Genomic DNA, 20,230 nt, shown 5'->3' with positions numbered 1-20,230 from the left:
CAAATGGGAAAATACATCGAACTCACAAAAGAAAATTTTGATGTAACAAAAGAAGGCGTTGCTCTAGTAGATTTCTGGGCTCCATGGTGCGGACCTTGCCGTATGCTAGCTCCAGTGATCGAAGAGCTTGCTGAAGACTTCGAGGGCAGAGCGAAAATTTGCAAGGTAAATACTGATGAAGTGCAAGATCTTGCAGTTGAGTTTGGCATCAGATCGATCCCAACATTGCTATTTTTCAAAAATGGCGAGCTAGTTGAGCAAATGGTCGGTGCGCAGTCAAAACAAGCCCTAACTGACAAACTAAATTCGCTTCTTTAATGGGCGAAAAAAGAAGAGGAAGTCTGCTTCCTCTTACCTATATATTTGGTTCATTTTTTGGTGCAGCTATGATAGCGGCTGCATTTGCGTATAGCAACTATCGTTTTTCACAATATAAATTTGTTGATTTTGCGAAGCTAGTTTTTTACGAAAAAAGCGAAATTTTCACTCCAAAAGAGCCAAAATACACGCTTTTAATCTTCAGCTCAAATCAATCAAAATTAGACGAAATTTTACCAACCAAAAATGAAACAATTGTGGCGATCGATATCTTTCAAAAAAGATATGAGTCAAACTCAACACTAAAATACATAAGCTCAGATATAAATACGGTCCTAGAGCTTATGCGAAATTTAAGCATCACGAAGCTACCTAGCAGTGTTGAGATAGTTCATCAAAGGGGCGAAATTTACAAACAAAATTCGTCCATAAATGTTTTAGAATAAAGGAAATTTATGCTTGATTTAGCGATCATCGGAGGCGGCCCAGCAGGACTAAGCGCCGGACTTTACGCCACTAGAGGCGGATTAAAAAATGTTGTAATGTTTGAAAAAGGCGAGCCTGGTGGTCAGATCACCTCGAGCTCAGAGATAGAAAACTACCCAGGTCAAAAAGCCCCTGGCGAGAGCGGCTTTGATTTTATGAGCACTTGGTGGAAGCAGTGCAGTGCATTTGGGCTAGTTCATAAGTGGGCAAACGTCGTTGGCGTTAGAAAAAATAGTGACGGCAGCTTTGAAATTTTACTTGAAGGCGGCAAGAGCGAGCAGGCAAAGGCTGTCATCGTAGCGACTGGCTCAACTCCAAGACGTGCTGGCTTTAAAGGCGAGGACGAGTTCTTTGGCAAAGGCGTTAGCACATGCGCGACATGCGATGGCTTCTTTTACAAAAACAAAGAGGTAGCCGTCCTTGGTGGTGGCGACACAGCTGTTGAAGAGGCACTTTACCTAGCAAATATCTGCTCAAAAGTTTATCTTGTGCATAGACGTGACGAGTTTAGAGCAGCGCCAACAACCGTTGAAAAAGCTAGAAAAAATGAAAAGATCGAGTTTATAACAAGTGCGACTGTAAAAGAAGCGCTTGGCGATAAGATGGGCCTAACAAAGATCGTGCTTGATACTAAAAATGGCGAGCGTGTGCTTGATGTGCCGGGCATTTTCACCTTTGTCGGACTAAATGTAAATAACGAAATTTTAAAAGATGAAAACGGCAAATTTATCTGCGAAATGGCTGATGGCGGACAGGTCAAGACCGACCTTAAGATGCAAACTAGCCTAAAAGGGCTCTTTGTAGCAGGTGACATCAGAGAGGACGCTCCAAAACAAGTCATCGTAGCAGCAGGTGACGGCGCTGTGGCTGCACTTAGCGCTATGAGCTACATAGAAAGCTTACATTAATACTCAAATTTAGCCAAATTTTTTGGCTAAATTTCTCTTTCAAAATAAACATTTTTAGCAAAAATTTACATTTCAAAATTGCTTGGTTTTTAGGCTAATCAGAACATTTTTTCAAAATTTCATTAATAAAATAACTCTAAGGCATAGTGTAATAGCCTTTTTACACAAAATAGGTAAAAGTGGGTGCGTCTAATAATTACCAAAATGCTAATTTTTAATTAAATTCTAGCCTCAAATAGCTATCTTCAAAAGCCATTTCGTAATCTCTCTATAATAAATTTTATGTTAAATTTCAACCAAAAATCAAAGGATAAATTTTGGTAAAAATAGGACTTTACGGCGCTAGTGGCAAGATGGCTCAGAGTATCATCTCTTGTTTAAAAGATGAAAAAGACGCCACTTTAAGCGTCGCTTTTAGCCAAAAAAATGAAGTTGAAAATTTAAGTAGCGAGCTTTTGACAAACGACTTTGCTAAATTTTTTGAAGCGTGCGACGTTATCATCGACTTTAGCCAAAAAGAGGCGACCGTAGCACTACTAAACTACGCTAGAACCAACCCAAAACCACTAGTCATCGGCACAACAGGACTAAATGACGACGAGAAAAACTTACTTCACCTAGCATCAGGCACTATGCCAATACTCTACGCAACAAACATGAGTCTAGGCGTAGCAGTGTTAAACCGCATAGCAAGGATAGCTTCAAAAGTTTTAAGAGAATTTGATATAGAGATCGTCGAGCAGCACCACAGACACAAAAAGGACGCTCCAAGTGGCACTGCGATGACTTTGGCTGGCTGTGTGGCAGAGGCAAGGGATCTAAATTTAAAAGATGTCTTAGTAACTGGCAGAGCTGGCATGGTGGGTGCAAGAAGCAAAGACGAGATCGCAGTTATGGCACTTCGTGGAGGCGACGTGGTCGGTCGTCACACGGTTGGCTTTTATAATGACGGCGAATTTATCGAGCTTAACCACACCGCAACTAGTAGAGCGACTTTTTCAAAAGGTGCCATTAAGGCTGCCATCTGGCTAAAAAATCAGAGCAGCGGCCTATACTCGATAGATGATAGTTTGGGGCTTGATGATTAAATTTAAGCTTGATGATATAAAGAGCTACAAGCTAGAATTTGGCGATAAATTCTACCTGCCAGAGCGCAAAAAGCGTCAAAATTTAAGAGCTAATGAATTTGATTTGAGATGATGAAATTTAGTTTTAGCGCATGTGGATTGTTATAAATGGTGCAAATAGCGGCGAATGTGCCAGAATTTTGGATAATATGCTGCTTAGGCGTTGGCTATGAAATTTAACTGCAAAGATGAAATTTAAAAAGATGAAAAGAGGATAAAAGATGTGTGCGATAGTTGGTATCATAAATTCTAAGGATGCGGCAAAAACGGCGTATTATGCGCTATTTTCTATGCAACACCGCGGTCAAGAGGCAAGTGGCATCAGCGTCTGTAACGACGGCGAGATCTCCACTCACAAGGGCAACGGCCTAGTCACCGAGGTCTTTAACGAAGAGATCTTAAGCTCATTAAAAGGCGACATGGCGATCGGTCACAACCGCTACGCAACAGCTGGCAAAAACTCAGGCCGTGACGCCCAGCCAATAGCCGCCAACTATGCCCTAGGTCAAATCTCGATCGTTCACAACGGAAATTTGGTCAATAAAGACGAGGTTAGAAACGAGCTCATCAAAGATGGCGCGATATTTCAGACAAATATGGACACAGAAAACATCATCCACCTCATCGCAAGAAACCACGACGAACACCTACAAGATCGCATCATCGCAGCACTTGATAAGATAAAAGGCGCTTACTGCTTGCTCGTGCAGTCACGCCACAAAACCTTTGCCATAAGAGACCGCTGGGGTGTTAGGCCACTAAGCCTTGGTAGGCTAAAAGATGGCGGATACATCGTAGCTAGCGAGACTTGCGCATTTGACCTTGTGGGAGCAACATTTATAAGAGATGTTAGACCTGGCGAGATGATAGTTTTTGAGCATGGCAAGAGCGAGTTTCAAAGCTTGCAAATTTTCGAGCCAGAGCCTAGAATTTGCGCCTTTGAGTACATCTACTTTGCGCGCCCAGATAGCGTCATAGAGGGCAAAAGCGTCTATGAAGTGAGAAAAAAGATGGGCGAGGTGCTAGCTAGAAAGAGCAAGGTAAAGGCTGATTTTGTCGTGCCTGTGCCAGATAGTGGCGTGCCGGCGGCGCTTGGATACGCAAACGAGAGCAAAATTCCATTTGAGCTGGCCATCACCAGAAACCACTATGTGGGCAGGACATTTATCGAGCCAAGCCAAGAGATGAGAAATTTAAAGGTCAAACTAAAACTTAACCCAATGTCAAGCGTGCTAGCTGGTAAAAGCATCGTCGTGATCGATGATAGCATCGTTCGAGGCACCACTTCTAAAAAGGTGGTCGATCTCTTAAGACACGCAGGGGCGAAAGAAATTCACTTCAGAGTTGCGTGCCCTGAGCTAAAGTATCCTGAGCGATACGGCATCGACACACCAAGCTTTGAGGAGCTAATAAGCGCCAAAAAAAGCGTTGAAGAGGTCAGAGAGTACATCGGAGCTGACAGCTTGGAGTTTTTGAGTATCGATGAGCTTAAAGAGAGCATCGGTAACGAGAGAAAATACTCGCTTGTAAGCTTTGATGGTGATTACTTCATAAAATGAGAAATTTAGTAGTTTTGCTACTTGTAGCGCTCTTTTTTGCGGGCTGCTCGCAAAAGGCACCTAGCAAAAAGGATGAAATTTCCATCATGGTGAGCTACTTTGAGCTAAATGGCAAAAAGCAGCAGCTACTAATAAAAAGCATGCCAAATTTATCTGATAAAAATGCCAGCGTGCCATTTTTTGGCATGATAAATTTTCTTGATCAAAATAAAACTACAAGTGCTTACTCTCTAGTAAAAGGCGTTATAAACATCATTGAAGCAGATAGCGCCTCTATAAATTTAAACAAAGCTAGTGACGTTTTAGCTCTTAAAAAAGCTAGCGAGATAAGATTTTATGAGATAAGGCCTGATGTGGTTGAGAGTGTTAAATTTAGATCACCAAATGGCGTTTGCGCTGAGTTTTTAGCTCAAAAGCCAGTTTTTGTAAATGCGAGCACCAACTACTACTTAAGAGATGATAGCTTTTTTGCAAGTTTAATTGATGCAAAATTTGTTTATAAAAAGGGCGCAAAAATCCTAAAAAAGGAGTTTGCTTATAGCATTGCTGAGCCTAAAATCCTAGAAGAAGCTAAAGATTTTACACAAAAATCAAACCAGCTTTTCTTAAATGATATGCAAAAGCTTGGCAGACTACTTGACATACTCTGCACTTTTCAGCAGGCACTTACACAATAAATTTAGACTTTTTCATGGGCCTGCACCCTTTTAAAATTTATTTTAAGCACGGGGGGGGGTAGAATGCCTTTTTAACTAAAAAAAGGAGAGTATAAAGATGAAAAAGCAAATTTTAGCTTCAGTCTTAGCCAGTGTGTTAGCCATAAGTAGCGTATATGCTTGGGGCTTTGGAAGTAGTAGAGAAAAGCCTAACTATGATTATAGTGGGGAGAAAGAATTTATTCAGAAAAATACTAAAGAAATTGGCGGTGACAATGCTAAATACTGGTGCTTTGATAAAGGCAATGATCTAGGTTGTCTTTCGCTAGAAAAATTAGAAGCTTTAGAGAGTAAAGACCTTAAAAAGGTTATAAAATTCTACGAAAAAACCATTCCAGAATACTGCTACGATAAAAAATTTGCTCCAGCGTGCAATATACCAGCTATTGATTTAATTAAATATAAAATAGTTTATTTTTCAAAAAGAAGTGATGATTACACAAAAATAAAAAATCAAGAATTTGATTATGCAAAAGCCCTTTCTGAGTCAAAAGCAGATGTAAAAATGCTTGAATATGGCTGCAATGAACTAAAAAGTGCCTATATATGTAGAGATCTACGCGACATGTATAAGTATTTAGGCGATAGAAAAAAGACTAAAGAGTATAACGATAAGATGAAAAATGGTGATGAGAAGTGGAATTCGGTTCTTTATGATTATAAGCACATGCGATATATCCACGGTGGTTATTCAAGCTGGTTGCTTTTAGAAAAGATAAAGTAATTAAATAAAGTATTTTCATTAAATTTAGCTGACTTGTAAATTTCACTGCATTTCAAGTCAGCCACTTTAAATTTAAAGCTAAATTTAGCCCCCTGTTCTTTTAAATTTATCCTAAAGCATCTCTATAAATGCCTCGAGCCTTGTCTTGATCTGCCCAGCATCGCTTGTAGAAAAGTCCGTCTCAAGCGCCATATAAGGTGTATCTACGTCGTTGCACGCCCTTTTTATATTGGCAGTTTCTACATTGTAGGTGTGACAGGCTTGCAGCACAACGTCGATCACGCCGTCCGCCTTATACTCTTTTATCATCTCTTGCAGCACATTTTCTCTCTCTTTATTTGGCGACATGATCGAGCAAGGTATCGCCATGTAGCGTTTTGCTATGGCGCTAATTGGATCATCATTTTCATCGATTAGGTTGCTAAAATTTTTAGTCCCAGTGCAGTTTTCGTAAGCTACCACGACGCCGCCTGCCTCTTCTATGGCTGGCACGATCTTATCATAGACCCCGCCACTTGGACAGCCTGTGATGATGATGCGCTTGGCGTCCTTATGCACGGGTGAGATTTTATCTCTCACGCACTCTTTTAGCTTCTCAACGATGATCTCAAGGTCGCTTATCTGTTCCTCTTTATCAAATATAAAACCATTTCCATATAGCAGTGCGTGCAGCTCTTTGCCATTCATCGGTGGTGGCGTTAGCTTCATGAAATTTTGAATTTCTCCCATTAGCTCGCGCTCTTTGTTAAATAGCCTGATAGAGTTTCTAAGCTCCTCATCGCTCACGCTCACGCCAAATTTAGCCTCAAGACGCTCTTTTAGCTCCCTGACCTCATCTTGCCAAATCTCCAAGCTCTTTTGGCTCTTGAAATGTGGCAAATGCATGACATGCACATCTTTAAATTCGCCCATTAGCTCATACATCTTCTTCTTGCCGTCGCATGTCGTCTCGCCGATAACGATATCAGAGTTTCGCACAAATGGGCATTTGTTCGCTTTTGCAAAGCCGTAGCTTGCTTTTATGAGCGGACAGAAGTTTTTAGGCAGATACTTTTCGCCCTCAACAACCGCGTTATCGCCAGTTGCGCAGACACTCACGCTATAAGCGTTTGCCGCGTGGATGACCTCCCTTGGTGTGTAGGTGCAAAAGATAGCCGCGATCTTTTGGCCGCTATTTTTGACTGCTTCGACATTTTGGGCTAAATTTTTCTTAGCGCCATCATAAGTAGCGAAAATTTCGCTCAGACTCATACTCTCATTTATCGCCATTTTCTCTCCTTAAATTTCTTATCCCTGCAAGGCTAGCGCCTATCGCACCGCAGTAGATCGCATCTTCGTGCGTGCTTACTTTAGCTTGCAAGCACACTTCTAAATTTTCTCTCACATACTCGCTCTTACTAAAGCCACCGCTTAAGAAATAGCTCGTATTTGCCTGTTTTTTGACCAAATTTGAAATTTTATTTATAGCTGAGACGATCACCGCTTTTGCGATATTTTCTCGTGAGACGTTTTGAGCGATGAGGCTTATGATCTCAGACTCTGCAAAGACCGTGCACATCGAGCTTATGGATATATCTTTGTCGCTATTTTTAGCAAGGCGTGTAAGCTCATCAAACCTAACTCCAAGGCGGTTTGACATCACTTCAAGAAATTTACCAGTGCCGGCTGAACACTTGTCATTCATCGTAAAGTCCATCACCGAGCCATTTTCAAGCTTGATAGCCTTCGTATCTTGTCCGCCCACGTCTATAACCGTGCAGTCGCTTTTGCAAAAGTAGTGCGCCCCAAGCGCGTGACAGGTGATCTCTGTAAGGGTTTTGTCAGCGTATGGCACCGAAACTCTGCCGTAACCTGTCGCAGTAAAATAAAGCTCGCCAAGGTTTAAAGCTAAAACTCGCTCTTTTATAAGCATGGCAGTATCTGCGCTGCTCCAGCCAGTTGGGAGTAAAAATAGCTCCTTTATCTCGCCGCTACTTGCCTCTATGACGGCAACTTTTGCAGAAGTTGAGCCTATATCAATACCGATTGAGTGCATTTTGTATCCAAAAAAGGTCTTTCTAAAACTTAGAACTGGCGTGATTTTACTCACTTTAAGACAAATTTGTCAATAAATAAGACCCAGAATTTATAGCCTTTTCACCTTTTAAAATTTATAATTTACCCACACTTTACAAAGGGGATGAAATTTGAAAAATTTGACAAACGAGCAGAGATTTTTCTCAAATGCCGACCTTGCAAGGCTCTTTTTCCCTATCGCCGTAGAGCAGTTTTTAGAGTATAGCCTAGGCCTTGCAAACTCGCTAATGGCAGCAAGCGTTAGCGAAAGTGCAGTGAGTGCGGTAAGTCTTGTGGAGTTTGTCATGGCGCTATTTATTAGTATATTTACCGCCATAGCCACTGGTGGCTCGGTGGTCGCTAGCCAGTATCTAGGCAGCAAACAAAGTGGCAACGCCAGAAATACCGCCGATCAGCTAGTTTGGTTTAGCCTAATTTTTGCCATCTTTATAGCCCTTGCCATCATCATTTTAAAAGATCTCATCTTAGACAAAGTCTTTGGCGATATCGGCGAGCAAGTAAGGAGCGATGCTAGCCACTACCTCGTTTTCTCCGCCATTTCAGCGCCCTTTCTAGCCGTCTATGCAGCAGCTGCGGCGATCTTTCGCACGATGTCAAACGCAAAGCTACCTATGTATATCATGGCGGCTGCAAATTTACTAAATGTGCTGCTAACTGCCATTAGCATCTACACATTTCACACAGGGGTGCTTGGCATCGCCATTAGCACGCTCATAGCAAGAGCGATCGCCTGCTTTGTCATAGTCTATCTGCTACTTGATATAAAGCTAAAACTTCACATAAGAAAGAGCTTTATCTATAAATTTGACTACGAGATCATCAAGAAAATTTTAAATATCGGCGTGCCTTATGGCTTTGAAAATTCGATGTTTTACGTGGGTCGCATCATCGTTTTGAGCCTTGTTTCGCTCTTTGGCACGGCAAGCATCGCTGCAAATGCCGTGGGCGGGACTATCGTGATGTTTCAGGTGCTCCCTGGCATGGCGATAGGCACAGGCCTAAGCGTCGTCGTAGCTAGATGCATCGGCGCAAATGACTTCAATCAGGCTAAATTTTACGTAAGAAAATCGATGCTAAGCATCTACATCGTGCAGCTTTTTAGCACGGCTGCCGTGTTACTGCTTCTTGAGCCGCTACTTCGCGTTTATAATCTCTCTAGCGAGGCCATAAATTTAACAAGGCAGATCGTCTGGTATCACGGCATCGCGATGTGCCTCATCTGGCCGCTTGCCTACACCTATCCGACCGTTTTTCGAGCAGCTGGGGACGCAAAATACCCGATGATAGTAAATTTAGCCTGCATGTTTGCCTGCAGGATCGTGCTAGCTTATATCTTTGCGCTTACATTTAATCTTGGCATGATAGGCACTTGGTTTGCGATGTTTGCCGACTGGGCGGTAAAGGCAGTGCTCTTTGTGCGTAGATACGCAAATGGCACGTGGATGAAATTTCGAGCCATTTAAAAAAAAGTAGTAATATACACACGATTTTGTCACAAAGGATAAAGATGAAAAATGTTTTAAAATTTAGTGCAGCTCTAGTGATCGCAGCGCTTTTTGCAGGGTGTGCAAGCGAGAGCTCAAGAGTGGTCGAAACTCCAAAAGTAGCAAGCTACAGCTCAGTTTATAACGGCAAAAAAGTCTCAGTTTCTATTGGCCGCTTTAATAACCAATCAAACTACGGTAATGGCGTTTTTAGCGACGGCGAGGATAGACTTGGCAACCAAGCTCAAAGTATCCTAATTACAAATTTACAGCAAAGCGGTAGATTTTTGGTGCTTGAGAGATCAAATATGTCAGTCCTCAAACAAGAGAGCGAGCTAAGCAAAGAGGCTCAAAATTTAAAAGGCTCAAGATATGTGATAACTGGCGATGTGACTGAGTTTGGACGCAAGACAACAGGCGATCACCAGCTATTTGGCATACTTGGCAAAGGTAAAAAGCAAACCGCCTACTCAAAGGTAAATTTAAATGTTGTCGATACCAAAACGGCTGAGGTCGTCTACTCAGTTAGTGGCGCTGGCGAATACACCCTTTCAAACAGAGAGATCATCGGCTTTGGCGGCACCGCAGGATACGACTCTACGCTAAATGGCAAGGTGCTAAGCCTAGCGATAGTTGAAGCGGTAAATAACCTAGTAAATGGCATAGAAAGCGGAGCATGGCAAGTAAAATAAAGCTTGCCTGCCTTGGCGCTCTTGCCCTCGTGCTAGCAGGGTGCAGCAACGCAAGTGGCCCAAGGTCGCTTTACTACTGGGACGGCACATATAGCAGCTCGCTATATAGCTATCTAAACGAAGATGGCGACGCAACCGAGCAAATTTCACGCTTAGAAAATTTAGTGCAAACCTCAACCCAAAGGGGCTACAAGGTTGCGCCAGGACTATACGCGCACCTTGGACTTTTATACTTAAATAACGGGAATTTAGGCGCTGCAAATGCAAATTTTGACAAAGAGGTGCAAAATTTCCCAGAGTCAAGAGAATTTATAAATTTCATCAAGGGCTCTAAAAATTTAACCCCAAAAAAGCAGAGCAAAAAAGAGGGAGCGAAAGATGAAAAATAGCCTGAAATTTATAGCTGTGACACTTCTTGCGATATTTTTTACGGGTTGTTCTTTCAAAGAGCCTGAGCCATACGACTACTCAGCCTTTTTGCAAAAAAAGCCACGCTCCATCCTAGTGCTCATGCCAACAAACGATAGCACCGAGGTTGCTGGCTCAGCAGCGGTTCTGGCTAACTCAGTAGCCCCACTTAGCGAGGCTGGATACTATGTATTTCCAGTGGCTCTTGTAAATGATACATTTAAGCAAAATGGCATAACCGAGCCAAGCGAGATCGCAGCCGTGCCACTAAATAAACTTGATAAAATTTTTCACGCCGATAGCGTGCTTTACATAAACATAAAAGACTACGGCACAAGCTACGTCGTGGTCTCAAGCTCGACAAAGGTAGTGCTTGAAGCAAAGCTAGTCGATATAAAAAGTGGCGCGACGCTCTGGCAGGGTGAGGCAGCAGCTGCAGAGGATAGCGGTAATGGACAAAACAGCCTGCTTGGCATGCTAGTCTCAGCCGTCATCACGCAGGTAGCAAACACCATCTCAGATAGATCATACGACCTAGCAGTAAGAGCTGATGCCTACCTCTTTTCTAGAAACTGCCGCGACTGCATACTTTATGGGCCATACTCGCCTCACTACGGCAAAGACGCCCAGCTACATAAAGATAGATAAATTTAATGCCCAGCCATCAACTTGGAGTGCTTCTTACGCTAGTTGGTGGCGTGCTTTGGGGATTTAGTGGAGTTTGCGGGCAGTATCTCTTCTCGCAAGGCATTAGCGCTGATTTTTTAGTGCCTTATAGGCTCTTGCTAGCTGGCGCTTTTATCGTACTCTACTACGCTTTTAAGGCTAAAAAAGCCGTTTTTGCGCCACTTACTGACGTAAAACTGATGGCCGAGCTTTTTATATACGCTCTGCTTGGGTTAATGATGACGCAGTATGCTTACTTTTACTCGATCGAGCTCTCAAACGCCGCAGTTGCGACCGTCATTCAATACACCGCGCCAGTTCTCATCCTAGCCATCATCTGCCTAAAAGAGAAGCGAGCGCCAAGACCGCTTGAAATTTTAGCACTACTATGCGCGATGCTTGGCGTCTTTTTTCTTGCTACGCACGCGCAAATTTCAGCCCTTGTCATCTCACCAGAAGCGCTATTTTGGTGCTTAGTAAGCGCTGTTTGCGTCTGCGTTTATAACCTAGCTCCCGCAAGGCTAAATGCCAAATACTCAGTCACGCTCACGCTTGGCTGGGGCATGGTGATAGGTGGCGTGGTGCTTTGCCTTTATATGAGAGTGTGGGAGTTTGCGGGGCTTAGTGGCACGGCGCAGTGGCTAGCATTTCTCGCCGTCATCACGCTTGGCACGATATTTGCATTTAGCTTTTATATGACTGGAGTCAAGCTCATTGGCGCCTCAAAAGCCAGCATGATAGCCTGCATAGAGCCACTAAGCGCGGCATTTTTTGGCTACTTTTGGCTTGGGACAAAATTTGTCTTTTGGGACTTTTTAGGCTTTGCTCTCATCATATCATGCATATTTTTACTTTCAAAGAAGAGAGATGATATACCTAGCGCAAACTGACACAACGGCTGGCTTTTTAAGCAAAGACTACAAGGAGATAAACCACGCCAAAATGCGAAGTGAAGGCAAGCCTTGCCTCATCACGACAGCTAAATTTAGCGTTTTAAATGGGCTTGCTAGAGCGCCAAAAAAGTATAAAAATTTCATCCGTCGCTCAAGTAAGACGACATTTTTATATCCAAATTTAAAGGCGATCAGGGTCGTAAAAGAGTGCGAACATGAGAAATTCTTAAGCAAATTTGACTGGCTTTACTCAAGTAGTGCAAACAAAAATGGTATGAAATTTGATGAAGCTTGGGCTAGAGGCGTGGCTGATGAAGTTGTTGATGAACGTTTTTTTGAAGATACACCATCAAAAATTTATAAAATTTCAAAGTCAAAACTAAAAAAGATCCGTTAGTTAAATTTGCGCCCTGCACTTTTATAAATTTAGGCTGTTTTCTTGTAGCTTAAAGTGATAAAAATTTGCTAAATTTCACAGCTTGCAAGAGCGATTTTAAAAGCTAGTTTTTTAGACAAGGTCTAAATTTAATCTACTAATTAGATAAATTTACAAGTATCCAAACTAAATTTAGCCTATATATTACTATAAACCTCGCTCCAGACTATCTTTTTTGAAATTTAAAGTCACAAACTTTAGCTAAGCACCAGCCGATATAAATTTGCGCCAATATCTAAAGTTGCACACTAAGACCAAATTTAAGTCATTCAGGCTCCGCCAACTCGCATAAATTTACAAATTTAGAGTAAGAAAGGACTAAATTTCATTAAATTTAGCTCATTTTGTGCGGATAAAGTAGCTATTCTACGCAACGCCACCACAACCACGCAAGTAAAATCAGTCAAGCCACAAATTTAAAATTTTAGCCACTATCAAAATTTGGATACAGAGATAGCAAAGTGAGTAAATTTAACAGCCATTAAAACCAAAATTTAACCCTTTCGTAAATTCAAAAAAGCAAATTTAATCACCACAGCTAGTTGCGTTTTCACGGGCAAAATAGTCTTTGTAAAACGCAAACTACTCTATAAATTTCTTGTGGTGGCATCAGATCAGACAAATTTACTTATCAAGCATAAATTTATAAATTTGAAGCGCCAGAACCCAAAAAACAAAAAGTAGCTTTTATAAATTTACAGCAGCCAAAACCCAAATTTGACTAAATTTAGCCAGCTCCATTTGGCACAAGCAGATAAATTTACAAACTAGATTATTAAATTTGCTTTTGGGATTAAATTTCACTTGCTAGCCCCTTTGGCTGGTACCAAAGGGATTTTGCTAGCAAATTTGGATTATAGTTTTGCTTTTCTTTTGCGCTCTGTTGGGTCTAGATAGCGCTTACGAACGCGGATATTTATAGGCGTAACCTCGACTAGCTCGTCATCTTCTATCCACTCTAGCGCACGCTCTAAGCTTAGCTTTCTAGGTGGGACAAGCTTGATCGCATCGTCACTACCACTTGCACGCACGTTTGTTAGGTTTTTACCCTTGATAGGATTTACGTCAAGGTCGTTTGGACGGCTGTGCTCGCCGATGATCATGCCCACATAGACTTTTGCTTGCGGATCAAGAAATAGCACGCCACGATCTTGCAAGTTAAATAGCGAATAAGCAAGCGTTACGCCGTTTTCCATAGAAACTAGCGCGCCATTTGTTCTGTGCTCGACGGTGCCGCTTAGTGGTCTAAACTCCAAAAAGCTGTGGTTCATAACGCCCTCGCCTTTTGTATCAGTCAAAAACTGGCTTCTAAAGCCGATAAGTCCGCGCGCTGGGATCTCAAATTCGATCCTTGTTTGACCGTCGCCTGTTGGGTTCATAGAGACCATTTCAGCTTTTCTTTTGCCTAGTTTTTCTATGACAGTGCCTGTCGTATCATCAGGCGCGTCGATAACCAAAAGCTCGTATGGCTCGCATTTTACGCCGTTTATCTCTTTTACGATGACCTCAGGTCTGCCAAGTAAAAACTCATAGCCCTCGCGGCGCATATTTTCAGCCAAGATGGTGATCTGAAGCTCGCCACGGCCGCTTACTTTAAATTTGCCCTCGCCGATGTTTTCATACTTCATCGCGATATTTGTCTTCATCTCATTTGCAAGGCGCTCATCGATCTTGTTTGATGTGACGTGTTTGCCCTCAGTGCCTGCTAGTGGGCCATCATTTACAGAAAATACAACGCTAAGGGTTGGCTCTTCGATATGGAGCGGATCAAGTGGATGAGGGTTGTTTGGATCAACGACGCTATCGCCAACGTCAAGCGCGTCAAAGCCAGCGATCGCTACGATGTCGCCAGTGCCAGCCTCGTTTATATCGATCCTATCAAGTCCCATAAAGCCGATGAGTTTTGAAATTCTACCAGTTGTCTTTGTGCCATCAGCCTTTGCAAGCATGACGTTTTGGTTTTTAGCTATCTTGCCGTTAAAAATCCTCGCGATGCCGATCTTGCCGACGTAATTATCATAATCAAGCGTAAAAACTTGAAGCTGAAGCGGGTTCTCGTCGCTGCCGCTTGGGGCTGGTACGTGAGCTAGGATAGTCTCGAAAAGTGGCTGCATATCTTTGTTTTCATCGCTTAGTTTTAGCTTTGCGTAGCCATTTTTAGCAGCTGCATAAACGACTGGAAATTCTAACTGCTCGTCATTTGCATCAAGTGCGACAAAAAGGTCAAAAATTTCATTTATAACGCGGTCTGGATCGCCTGCAGGTTTGTCTATCTTATTTACGACGACGATTGGGCGAAGTCCAAGTGAGAGCGCCTTTTTGACGACAAATTTAGTTTGTGGCATAACGCCTTCTTGCGCATCAACAAGCAGCAAAACGCCATCAACCATCTTAAGAACACGCTCTACCTCGCCACCAAAGTCGGCGTGGCCTGGGGTGTCTATGATGTTGATCTTTGTATCTTTGTAGCGAATAGCGGTGTTTTTAGAAAGGATCGTGATGCCACGCTCTCTTTCGATGTCGTTGCTATCCATTACACGCTCGCCAAGGTTTTGATGCTCGTTAAATGTTCCTGACTGCTTCAAAAGCTCATCAACCATTGTTGTTTTACCGTGGTCGACGTGCGCGATAACGGCTATATTTCGTATCTTTTCCAAATGTTATCCTTGAATTTATTTAAAGGTATGGATTATAATTAAAAAGAGTTTATTGTTTTATAAAAGAAAAATTTTAGAATAAATAAAACACTCTCACTTCCAAACACCAATCAAGTAATAACTTATCTGATAAGATTCATTATCGTAACTTCTCTTTATATAGTTTATCTCTATTTTGTCAAAGATACCAAACAATCTTTTGACTACTTCCTCATCATAATAATAATTTTGAATACCGTTTTCTAAAAATCCTATCCTTCCCTCGATCTGGTTTGCTACAGCTATGTATTTGCTTTTTTTTATGGCTTGTTTGTATCTATCATCTTCTAAATTTCTTACTTGAAAAAACGCAGAACCTCCCTTTTTTAAAACCCTATAAACTTCGCTTAAAGCTTTTTTTGATTCTGCTTCATCTTTTGCATAAAAAAGAACTCCGAAATTAATCAAACCATCAAAATATTCATCATCATAAGGCAAATTTAACATATTGCCCTCTCTAACATCTGCTTTTAAACCAGCACTATTTAAAAGCTCTTTGGTATGTAAAACTCCTTGCGGTGAGTAATCGCAGCCAAAAGCATCAAAACCAAATTGAGCTAGAAATTTAACATGCCTGCCCATTCCGCATCCAAGATCAAGCACTCTTCCACCAGGTTTAAAATTTTTAAAAGCAAAATCGGTTACATAGCTTACTGGATACACTGGTGCTATATCTTGAGAATAGTTGCCATTCCAATATTCTTGTGCCAAATCTCTCCCATTAATAGTCTTATTTGTCATTTTTAATCCTTTTTGCACTTACTATATAAATATCATTAAGTTGTTTCATATTTTGAGTTGTAAAAGTTATAGTTTCAATATTTAAAATTTCAAAATCCCTTAATAAATCCCTAATATCTTCCTTAGAAAAAGACTTTAATCTATCCGCCCTAAAGTCATCTGATTTAATGAAACAAAATACACAAATAGCTCCATCTTTTAAACTTTTTTTTGCACTATCTAAAAGATTATTAACGCTTATGTCACAAAGACCAAGATAACTAAAAGCGCCATCTACTAATTTGCTATTAAAACTATTTTCACTCATTTTAATAACTTCGTATCCACTCTCTTTTAAAAAATTTATATATGTCTCATTATCTTCTAAAACTAATATCTTATCACCGCGCTTAAGATTTCTAAAAACAAAAGCTACAATATTATCATCAGCATACTGTTTCATATACGTTCTCCTTCTTCTTTTAAAAGTATATTTTCATCCATTTTTACTGTTTTTACAAAAATTTCAAAATACTGTCTTAAGTCAATAAGAGCCATATCACCACCTGCAAATTTTGCATAGTTGTAATTTTTATTTTTTTTAAGCATATCTATTTGCTTTTGCTTATCTAAAATACTATTCCTATCAAGATGACGAACATAATATTTTATGGTTTTTTCTTTTTCAACACCTTTTCTATCGATTATCTTTCCACTAAAATCTTTAAAAAATCTATAGCTAACTCCTGCCATCTCTTCGGCATATAGATAAAATGTCCAACCTTTACTTGCGTCTCCAAAAGCTAAAAATTTGCCATCTTTCTCGCGTAATACATCATACACACTACCTTTTCCAAAGCAACTATCGCAATCTTTTAAATAAATTTCTGGATTATTTGAGCGAATAGCAAAAGAAAATATAGGATCATCTGTCCTAATTACGCCACTCTTATGCCTAAAATATTCACCAAGTGCACCGACTGTGCTTTTTGAGTTGAGATTATCATAAACCAAATTCTTACAAAAGCTATATGTAAAGGTTGGCATTATAAGATCACCATCGCTACCTAGAATTTCATAAAATGTAGATATTATTTCATCTAAAAAAGTATTTTTATCTCCAATAATTTTACCTAGCTTAAAAAGTTCGCTTGAGACTACAAGCTTATCGCCTTTTTTTAGCCCCAAATTAATAAGTATATTTTTAAGATCTTCTTTGGTGTAGGTTTTATCATTAAATTCAATCATTTTTTGCCTTTATTCTATTAATAAGGCTATTGATAGCGCTAATGCTTTCAAAATCGCTGGAATTTATATCACTAGCATTTATTTCTCCAAATTTTTTTGATATAAGCTCAACCAACTCCATCACATCAAGGCTATCTATAATTCCACCTGTCAATAAGTTTTGTTCATTTTCACTAATATCGCCTTTTGAAATTTCAGTTAGTAATTTTTTTGCCTCGTTCATCTCATCTCCTTTGCAAGATCTTTTAACGCGTTTCGGTCAATCTTTGTATTAACATTTAATTTAAATTTATCAATTTTAACAAAATATTTCGGAATCATGTATCTTGGTAGTTTTTGCTTTAGAATACTTGCTATATCGATTTCACTATCGCTTTCATAAAAAGCAAAAATTTTGTTATCCAAAAAAACACAAGCTGTCCGCTTTACACCATCGATAGCACCTATAATGCTTTCTATTTCACCAAGCTCTATTCTATGTCCTGCTAGTTTTATTTGATTATCAGCTCTACCAACACAAACTAACTCACCTCGATCATTGTAATAAGCAACATCCCCTGTTTTATAAACATAGTCTCTAAATTTATTATTTATTGGATTTTGCATAAAAACACTTTTACTAAGCTCGACATCATTATAATAGCCCTGAGACACGCACCTGCCACGAACATAAACGATGCCTCTTTTTCCAACATCATTCTTATTAATAATATTTAAATTCTCATCTAGTAAAAAAATTTCAATATTCTCACAAGCTCTTCCTGCTGGTAAAATCTCATCATCTTTAAGCTCTCTATCGCACACAAAATAACTACAAACCCCTGTTACCTCACTTGCACCATATAAATTTATAAATTTTGCATGTGGGTACATTCTCACCCACTCTTTTAGCTGTTTTATAGGCGTTATCTCGCCTGATATAAAGACGCGTCTAAGACATGGCAGTGGTTTTAGCGCATTTGTATTGGCAAAATATGTGATAATTTGTGGAGTTATTCCTGTTTGTGTGATGTTATTAGCCTCAAAATAATCGATAATCTTGCTAGGAAAAGCATAATCACTATTTTGTAAAATATGCAATGTTGCGCCAGTAAAAATACAAGGATAAATATCAAGCACAGACTTATCAAAGTGAAAATAAGCTTGATTTGCAACTATATCACTCTCATTTATTCCCCATTTTTCCACAGCCCAAGTAATATAGTCAATTAAATTTAAATGATTAACTGCAAAGCCTTTTGGCTCTCCAGTAGATCCAGATGTAAATAAAATATAGGCAAGATCTGCATCCACAAACTCAATATTTGCATCTTCCAAAAGGGATTTATCAATATTAAAATTTTCAAAATCGTTAGTTAAAATGGTAGGTAAATTTAGATACGAAAAATCAAACTCACTACTTGTAATTAGAAGTTTTGGCTCTATTTTTTTTACAACACTTAAAATTCTGTCCTTTGGACTATCTTCTGCTATAGTGGCATAAAAATTGCCACTTCTTAAAACTCCTAAAAATGCCACAATGCATTCAATACTCTTTTTAAGCAGAATAAAAATAGGTTCTTTTTTAATGTTCTTTCTTAAAATTTCACTCGCAACTTTTTTACAAAGCCTATCAAGTTCAGTATAAGTAATACGACTTCCGTTTGAAACAATAGCTACTTTATCTGGAAATTTGGCTGCTGTCTTTGTTAAAAGATCACTCACATGCTTTATCATTTGACTTCCTCAATAAGATCAAATTTAATCAACTGATCAATTATTTCTTTTAACTTTCTTACTTCAATTCCTAAAATATCAGCTATTTCTAAAGCATCGGTTTCTCCATCACAATATGCTAAAAAATGTCTTATATTGAGCATCTGTTTTGGATATGCGCCTTTATTTATTGTTGATATTAAGCCTCTTGAGCCTAAATTTGGCTCACAAACTGTTTTTAGCTTAAATTTTGCATTTGTTTCAAGGTTTAAAACAATGTTTTTCGCATATTTTAACCCGCCAGTTAATCCCTTTTGTGTAACAAAATTTAAATCATCAAGACTATTGTGATACTCTTTAAATTCTCCAAATTTTGAACGACATATCGCAACCGCACCAAGGTTTAAAGATGGGGTATTAAACTGTCTTTCATCACTTCCTCTATGTAAAAAACTATAAATTTTAGGATTTTTTGTAAGGTGTTTTATAGCATGAAGTGCTGTTTTGTCACTTAAACTATTCTCTTTTTGACTTAAAACAACGCTATATGCCTTTTCATCCCCTAGACAAGACATAACAAAAGCGGCTTTAACATTTTGTTTAAGCTCATTAAAATGCCTACTTATATAAGTTATTGAACCTATTGTTTCTGGAATAATTAAAAACCTATAGTTATAGCGCCTATCTTGCAGTGATTTTACAAACTCTATAAGTTTTGCCATAACAACAGGGCCACTTAATTCATTATTTGCCATTTGTGGATGACAAAGATATGTTGAAAATAATACTTCATCTTTTGTTTGCGTCGTAGCAGGTATAAATAATTCACCATAATAAAGCGATCCATCATCTTTAAAATCAGTATCTATAAAAACCTCATAAACTCCGTCTTTTAGAGTATCTAACTCTTTTTTACTAATACAAAAGCCCCAACGTCTTTCATAATAACTAGTAACATAAGGAATAGCATTTGGCAAATGAGGCAAAGAATAAAGATGTGGTAAAAGCTCATTTAAATGCATTTTTTTATGAATTTTTTCAGAATAATTAACTAAATTAAGTGTATTTTTACTAAATTCGCAGATCTTTTTGCCATCAGGTGTGATTATATAAGCATCTCTCACAACCCACTCGGGAGGTATGGTCCAGTCAAAACACTTGGTGCCACTTTTTACAGAAGTTATATTTAGTTTAAAATTATCTCCATCTTTTTCAACTTCATCTTTTATAAATTGCAAGCTTTTTAAAAATCCTTCTCCAGTGATAGAACGAGGAATTGTAAAAAGTTTTGTAGCCATGTCGTGCATTTTCATTTAAACTCCTTTTTTAAAATGAAATATTACCATTTTTTTTAATCTTTTATAAATTTTAAGCTGAT

22 protein-coding genes are annotated in these 20,230 nt (G+C 39.4%); 13 read left to right on the top strand and 9 right to left on the bottom strand.

Features of this window, described 5'->3' with window-relative positions; translation table 11 throughout:
• Positions 1-3 precede the first annotated feature (3 nt).
• The 7 genes from trxA (at position 4) to CCS77_RS00695 (ending at position 5,838) form a co-directional block, all read left to right on the top strand.
• Positions 4-318 carry a thioredoxin gene (trxA, locus tag CCS77_RS00725; protein WP_087586842.1) on the top strand — a complete coding sequence of 105 codons (315 nt, stop codon included), beginning with the start codon at positions 4-6 and terminating at the stop codon, positions 316-318.
• The gene (locus tag CCS77_RS00720) at positions 318-764 is read left to right on the top strand and encodes a hypothetical protein (RefSeq protein WP_103570517.1); all 447 of its coding nucleotides are present in this window, start codon (positions 318-320) and stop codon (positions 762-764) included. The genes trxA and CCS77_RS00720 overlap by 1 nt, the downstream gene beginning before the upstream one ends.
• Before the next feature lie 9 nt (positions 765-773).
• Positions 774-1,712, top strand: a complete 939-nt coding sequence (locus CCS77_RS00715; RefSeq protein ID WP_087586840.1) for an NAD(P)/FAD-dependent oxidoreductase — start codon at positions 774-776, stop codon at positions 1,710-1,712.
• Between the two features lie 317 nt (positions 1,713-2,029).
• Positions 2,030-2,800 carry a 4-hydroxy-tetrahydrodipicolinate reductase gene (gene dapB, locus CCS77_RS00710; protein ID WP_103574145.1) on the top strand — a complete coding sequence of 257 codons (771 nt, stop codon included), beginning with the start codon at positions 2,030-2,032 and terminating at the stop codon, positions 2,798-2,800.
• Between the two features lie 260 nt (positions 2,801-3,060).
• Positions 3,061-4,398, top strand: a complete 1,338-nt coding sequence (gene purF, locus CCS77_RS00705; protein WP_107916274.1) for an amidophosphoribosyltransferase — start codon at positions 3,061-3,063, stop codon at positions 4,396-4,398.
• Positions 4,395-5,075 carry a hypothetical protein gene (locus CCS77_RS00700; protein ID WP_107916273.1) on the top strand — a complete coding sequence of 227 codons (681 nt, stop codon included), beginning with the start codon at positions 4,395-4,397 and terminating at the stop codon, positions 5,073-5,075. The genes purF and CCS77_RS00700 overlap by 4 nt, the downstream gene beginning before the upstream one ends.
• A gap of 97 nt (positions 5,076-5,172) precedes the next feature.
• Entirely contained in the window at positions 5,173-5,838 is a 666-nt protein-coding gene (locus CCS77_RS00695; protein WP_107916272.1) for a hypothetical protein, read from the top strand.
• Positions 5,839-5,949: 111 nt separating this feature from the next.
• Here the strand turns inward: CCS77_RS00695 and CCS77_RS00690 are convergent, their stop codons facing one another.
• Positions 5,950-7,107: a double-cubane-cluster-containing anaerobic reductase gene (locus tag CCS77_RS00690; protein ID WP_107916271.1), complete on the bottom strand. Its 1,158-nt coding sequence runs from the start codon at positions 7,105-7,107 to the stop codon at positions 5,950-5,952.
• Positions 7,094-7,873, bottom strand: coding sequence for an acyl-CoA dehydratase activase (locus tag CCS77_RS00685; protein WP_107916270.1), 780 nt, complete (start codon positions 7,871-7,873; stop codon positions 7,094-7,096). Before CCS77_RS00685 ends, CCS77_RS00690 begins: the two co-directional genes overlap by 14 nt.
• 151 nt (positions 7,874-8,024) lie before the next feature.
• Between CCS77_RS00685 and CCS77_RS00680 the strand changes: the two genes are divergently transcribed.
• Genes CCS77_RS00680 through CCS77_RS00655 form a run of 6 tightly spaced genes read left to right on the top strand, consistent with a single transcriptional unit; the run spans position 8,025 to position 12,454 of the window.
• Positions 8,025-9,377 (top strand): MATE family efflux transporter, encoded by a 1,353-nt coding sequence (locus CCS77_RS00680; protein ID WP_107916269.1) that lies wholly within the window; start codon positions 8,025-8,027, stop codon positions 9,375-9,377.
• Between the two features lie 44 nt (positions 9,378-9,421).
• Positions 9,422-10,090 (top strand): CsgG/HfaB family protein, encoded by a 669-nt coding sequence (locus CCS77_RS00675; RefSeq protein WP_107916268.1) that lies wholly within the window; start codon positions 9,422-9,424, stop codon positions 10,088-10,090.
• Entirely contained in the window at positions 10,075-10,479 is a 405-nt protein-coding gene (locus CCS77_RS00670) for a DUF4810 domain-containing protein (protein ID WP_107916267.1), read from the top strand. Before CCS77_RS00675 ends, CCS77_RS00670 begins: the two co-directional genes overlap by 16 nt.
• Positions 10,469-11,146 (top strand): DUF799 domain-containing protein, encoded by a 678-nt coding sequence (locus tag CCS77_RS00665; RefSeq protein ID WP_107916266.1) that lies wholly within the window; start codon positions 10,469-10,471, stop codon positions 11,144-11,146. The genes CCS77_RS00670 and CCS77_RS00665 overlap by 11 nt, the downstream gene beginning before the upstream one ends.
• A 5-nt stretch (positions 11,147-11,151) precedes the next feature.
• A complete protein-coding gene (locus tag CCS77_RS00660) occupies positions 11,152-12,054 on the top strand; it encodes a DMT family transporter (RefSeq protein WP_107916265.1) in 903 nt (300 codons plus the stop codon).
• Positions 12,032-12,454, top strand: a complete 423-nt coding sequence (locus CCS77_RS00655) for a Sua5 YciO YrdC YwlC family protein (RefSeq protein ID WP_107916264.1) — start codon at positions 12,032-12,034, stop codon at positions 12,452-12,454. Before CCS77_RS00660 ends, CCS77_RS00655 begins: the two co-directional genes overlap by 23 nt.
• A gap of 893 nt (positions 12,455-13,347) precedes the next feature.
• Here the strand turns inward: CCS77_RS00655 and typA are convergent.
• The 7 genes from typA to CCS77_RS00620 all read right to left on the bottom strand — a co-directional run bounded on the left by typA (position 13,348) and on the right by CCS77_RS00620 (position 20,165).
• On the bottom strand, positions 13,348-15,150 hold the full coding sequence (gene typA, locus CCS77_RS00650; protein ID WP_004317297.1) for a translational GTPase TypA: 1,803 nt from the start codon (positions 15,148-15,150) through the stop codon (positions 13,348-13,350).
• Positions 15,151-15,243: 93 nt separating this feature from the next.
• Positions 15,244-15,930 carry a class I SAM-dependent methyltransferase gene (locus CCS77_RS00645; RefSeq protein ID WP_107916263.1) on the bottom strand — a complete coding sequence of 229 codons (687 nt, stop codon included), beginning with the start codon at positions 15,928-15,930 and terminating at the stop codon, positions 15,244-15,246.
• Positions 15,920-16,372 (bottom strand): hypothetical protein, encoded by a 453-nt coding sequence (locus CCS77_RS00640; protein ID WP_087581962.1) that lies wholly within the window; start codon positions 16,370-16,372, stop codon positions 15,920-15,922. The genes CCS77_RS00645 and CCS77_RS00640 overlap by 11 nt, the downstream gene beginning before the upstream one ends.
• Positions 16,369-17,157 carry an AAC(3) family N-acetyltransferase gene (locus CCS77_RS00635; RefSeq protein ID WP_107916262.1) on the bottom strand — a complete coding sequence of 263 codons (789 nt, stop codon included), beginning with the start codon at positions 17,155-17,157 and terminating at the stop codon, positions 16,369-16,371. Before CCS77_RS00635 ends, CCS77_RS00640 begins: the two co-directional genes overlap by 4 nt.
• On the bottom strand, positions 17,150-17,380 hold the full coding sequence (locus tag CCS77_RS00630) for a phosphopantetheine-binding protein (protein WP_107791211.1): 231 nt from the start codon (positions 17,378-17,380) through the stop codon (positions 17,150-17,152). Before CCS77_RS00630 ends, CCS77_RS00635 begins: the two co-directional genes overlap by 8 nt.
• The gene (locus CCS77_RS00625) at positions 17,377-18,873 is read right to left on the bottom strand and encodes an amino acid adenylation domain-containing protein (RefSeq protein ID WP_107916261.1); all 1,497 of its coding nucleotides are present in this window, start codon (positions 18,871-18,873) and stop codon (positions 17,377-17,379) included. The genes CCS77_RS00630 and CCS77_RS00625 overlap by 4 nt, the downstream gene beginning before the upstream one ends.
• The gene (locus tag CCS77_RS00620) at positions 18,870-20,165 is read right to left on the bottom strand and encodes a DUF4910 domain-containing protein (RefSeq protein WP_320205274.1); all 1,296 of its coding nucleotides are present in this window, start codon (positions 20,163-20,165) and stop codon (positions 18,870-18,872) included. Before CCS77_RS00620 ends, CCS77_RS00625 begins: the two co-directional genes overlap by 4 nt.
• Positions 20,166-20,230 lie beyond the last annotated feature (65 nt).

It is taken from the genome of Campylobacter concisus (assembly GCF_003048375.1).
Classification (GTDB): domain Bacteria; phylum Campylobacterota; class Campylobacteria; order Campylobacterales; family Campylobacteraceae; genus Campylobacter_A; species Campylobacter_A concisus_T.
This window is presented reverse-complemented; position numbering and strand designations above follow the sequence as displayed.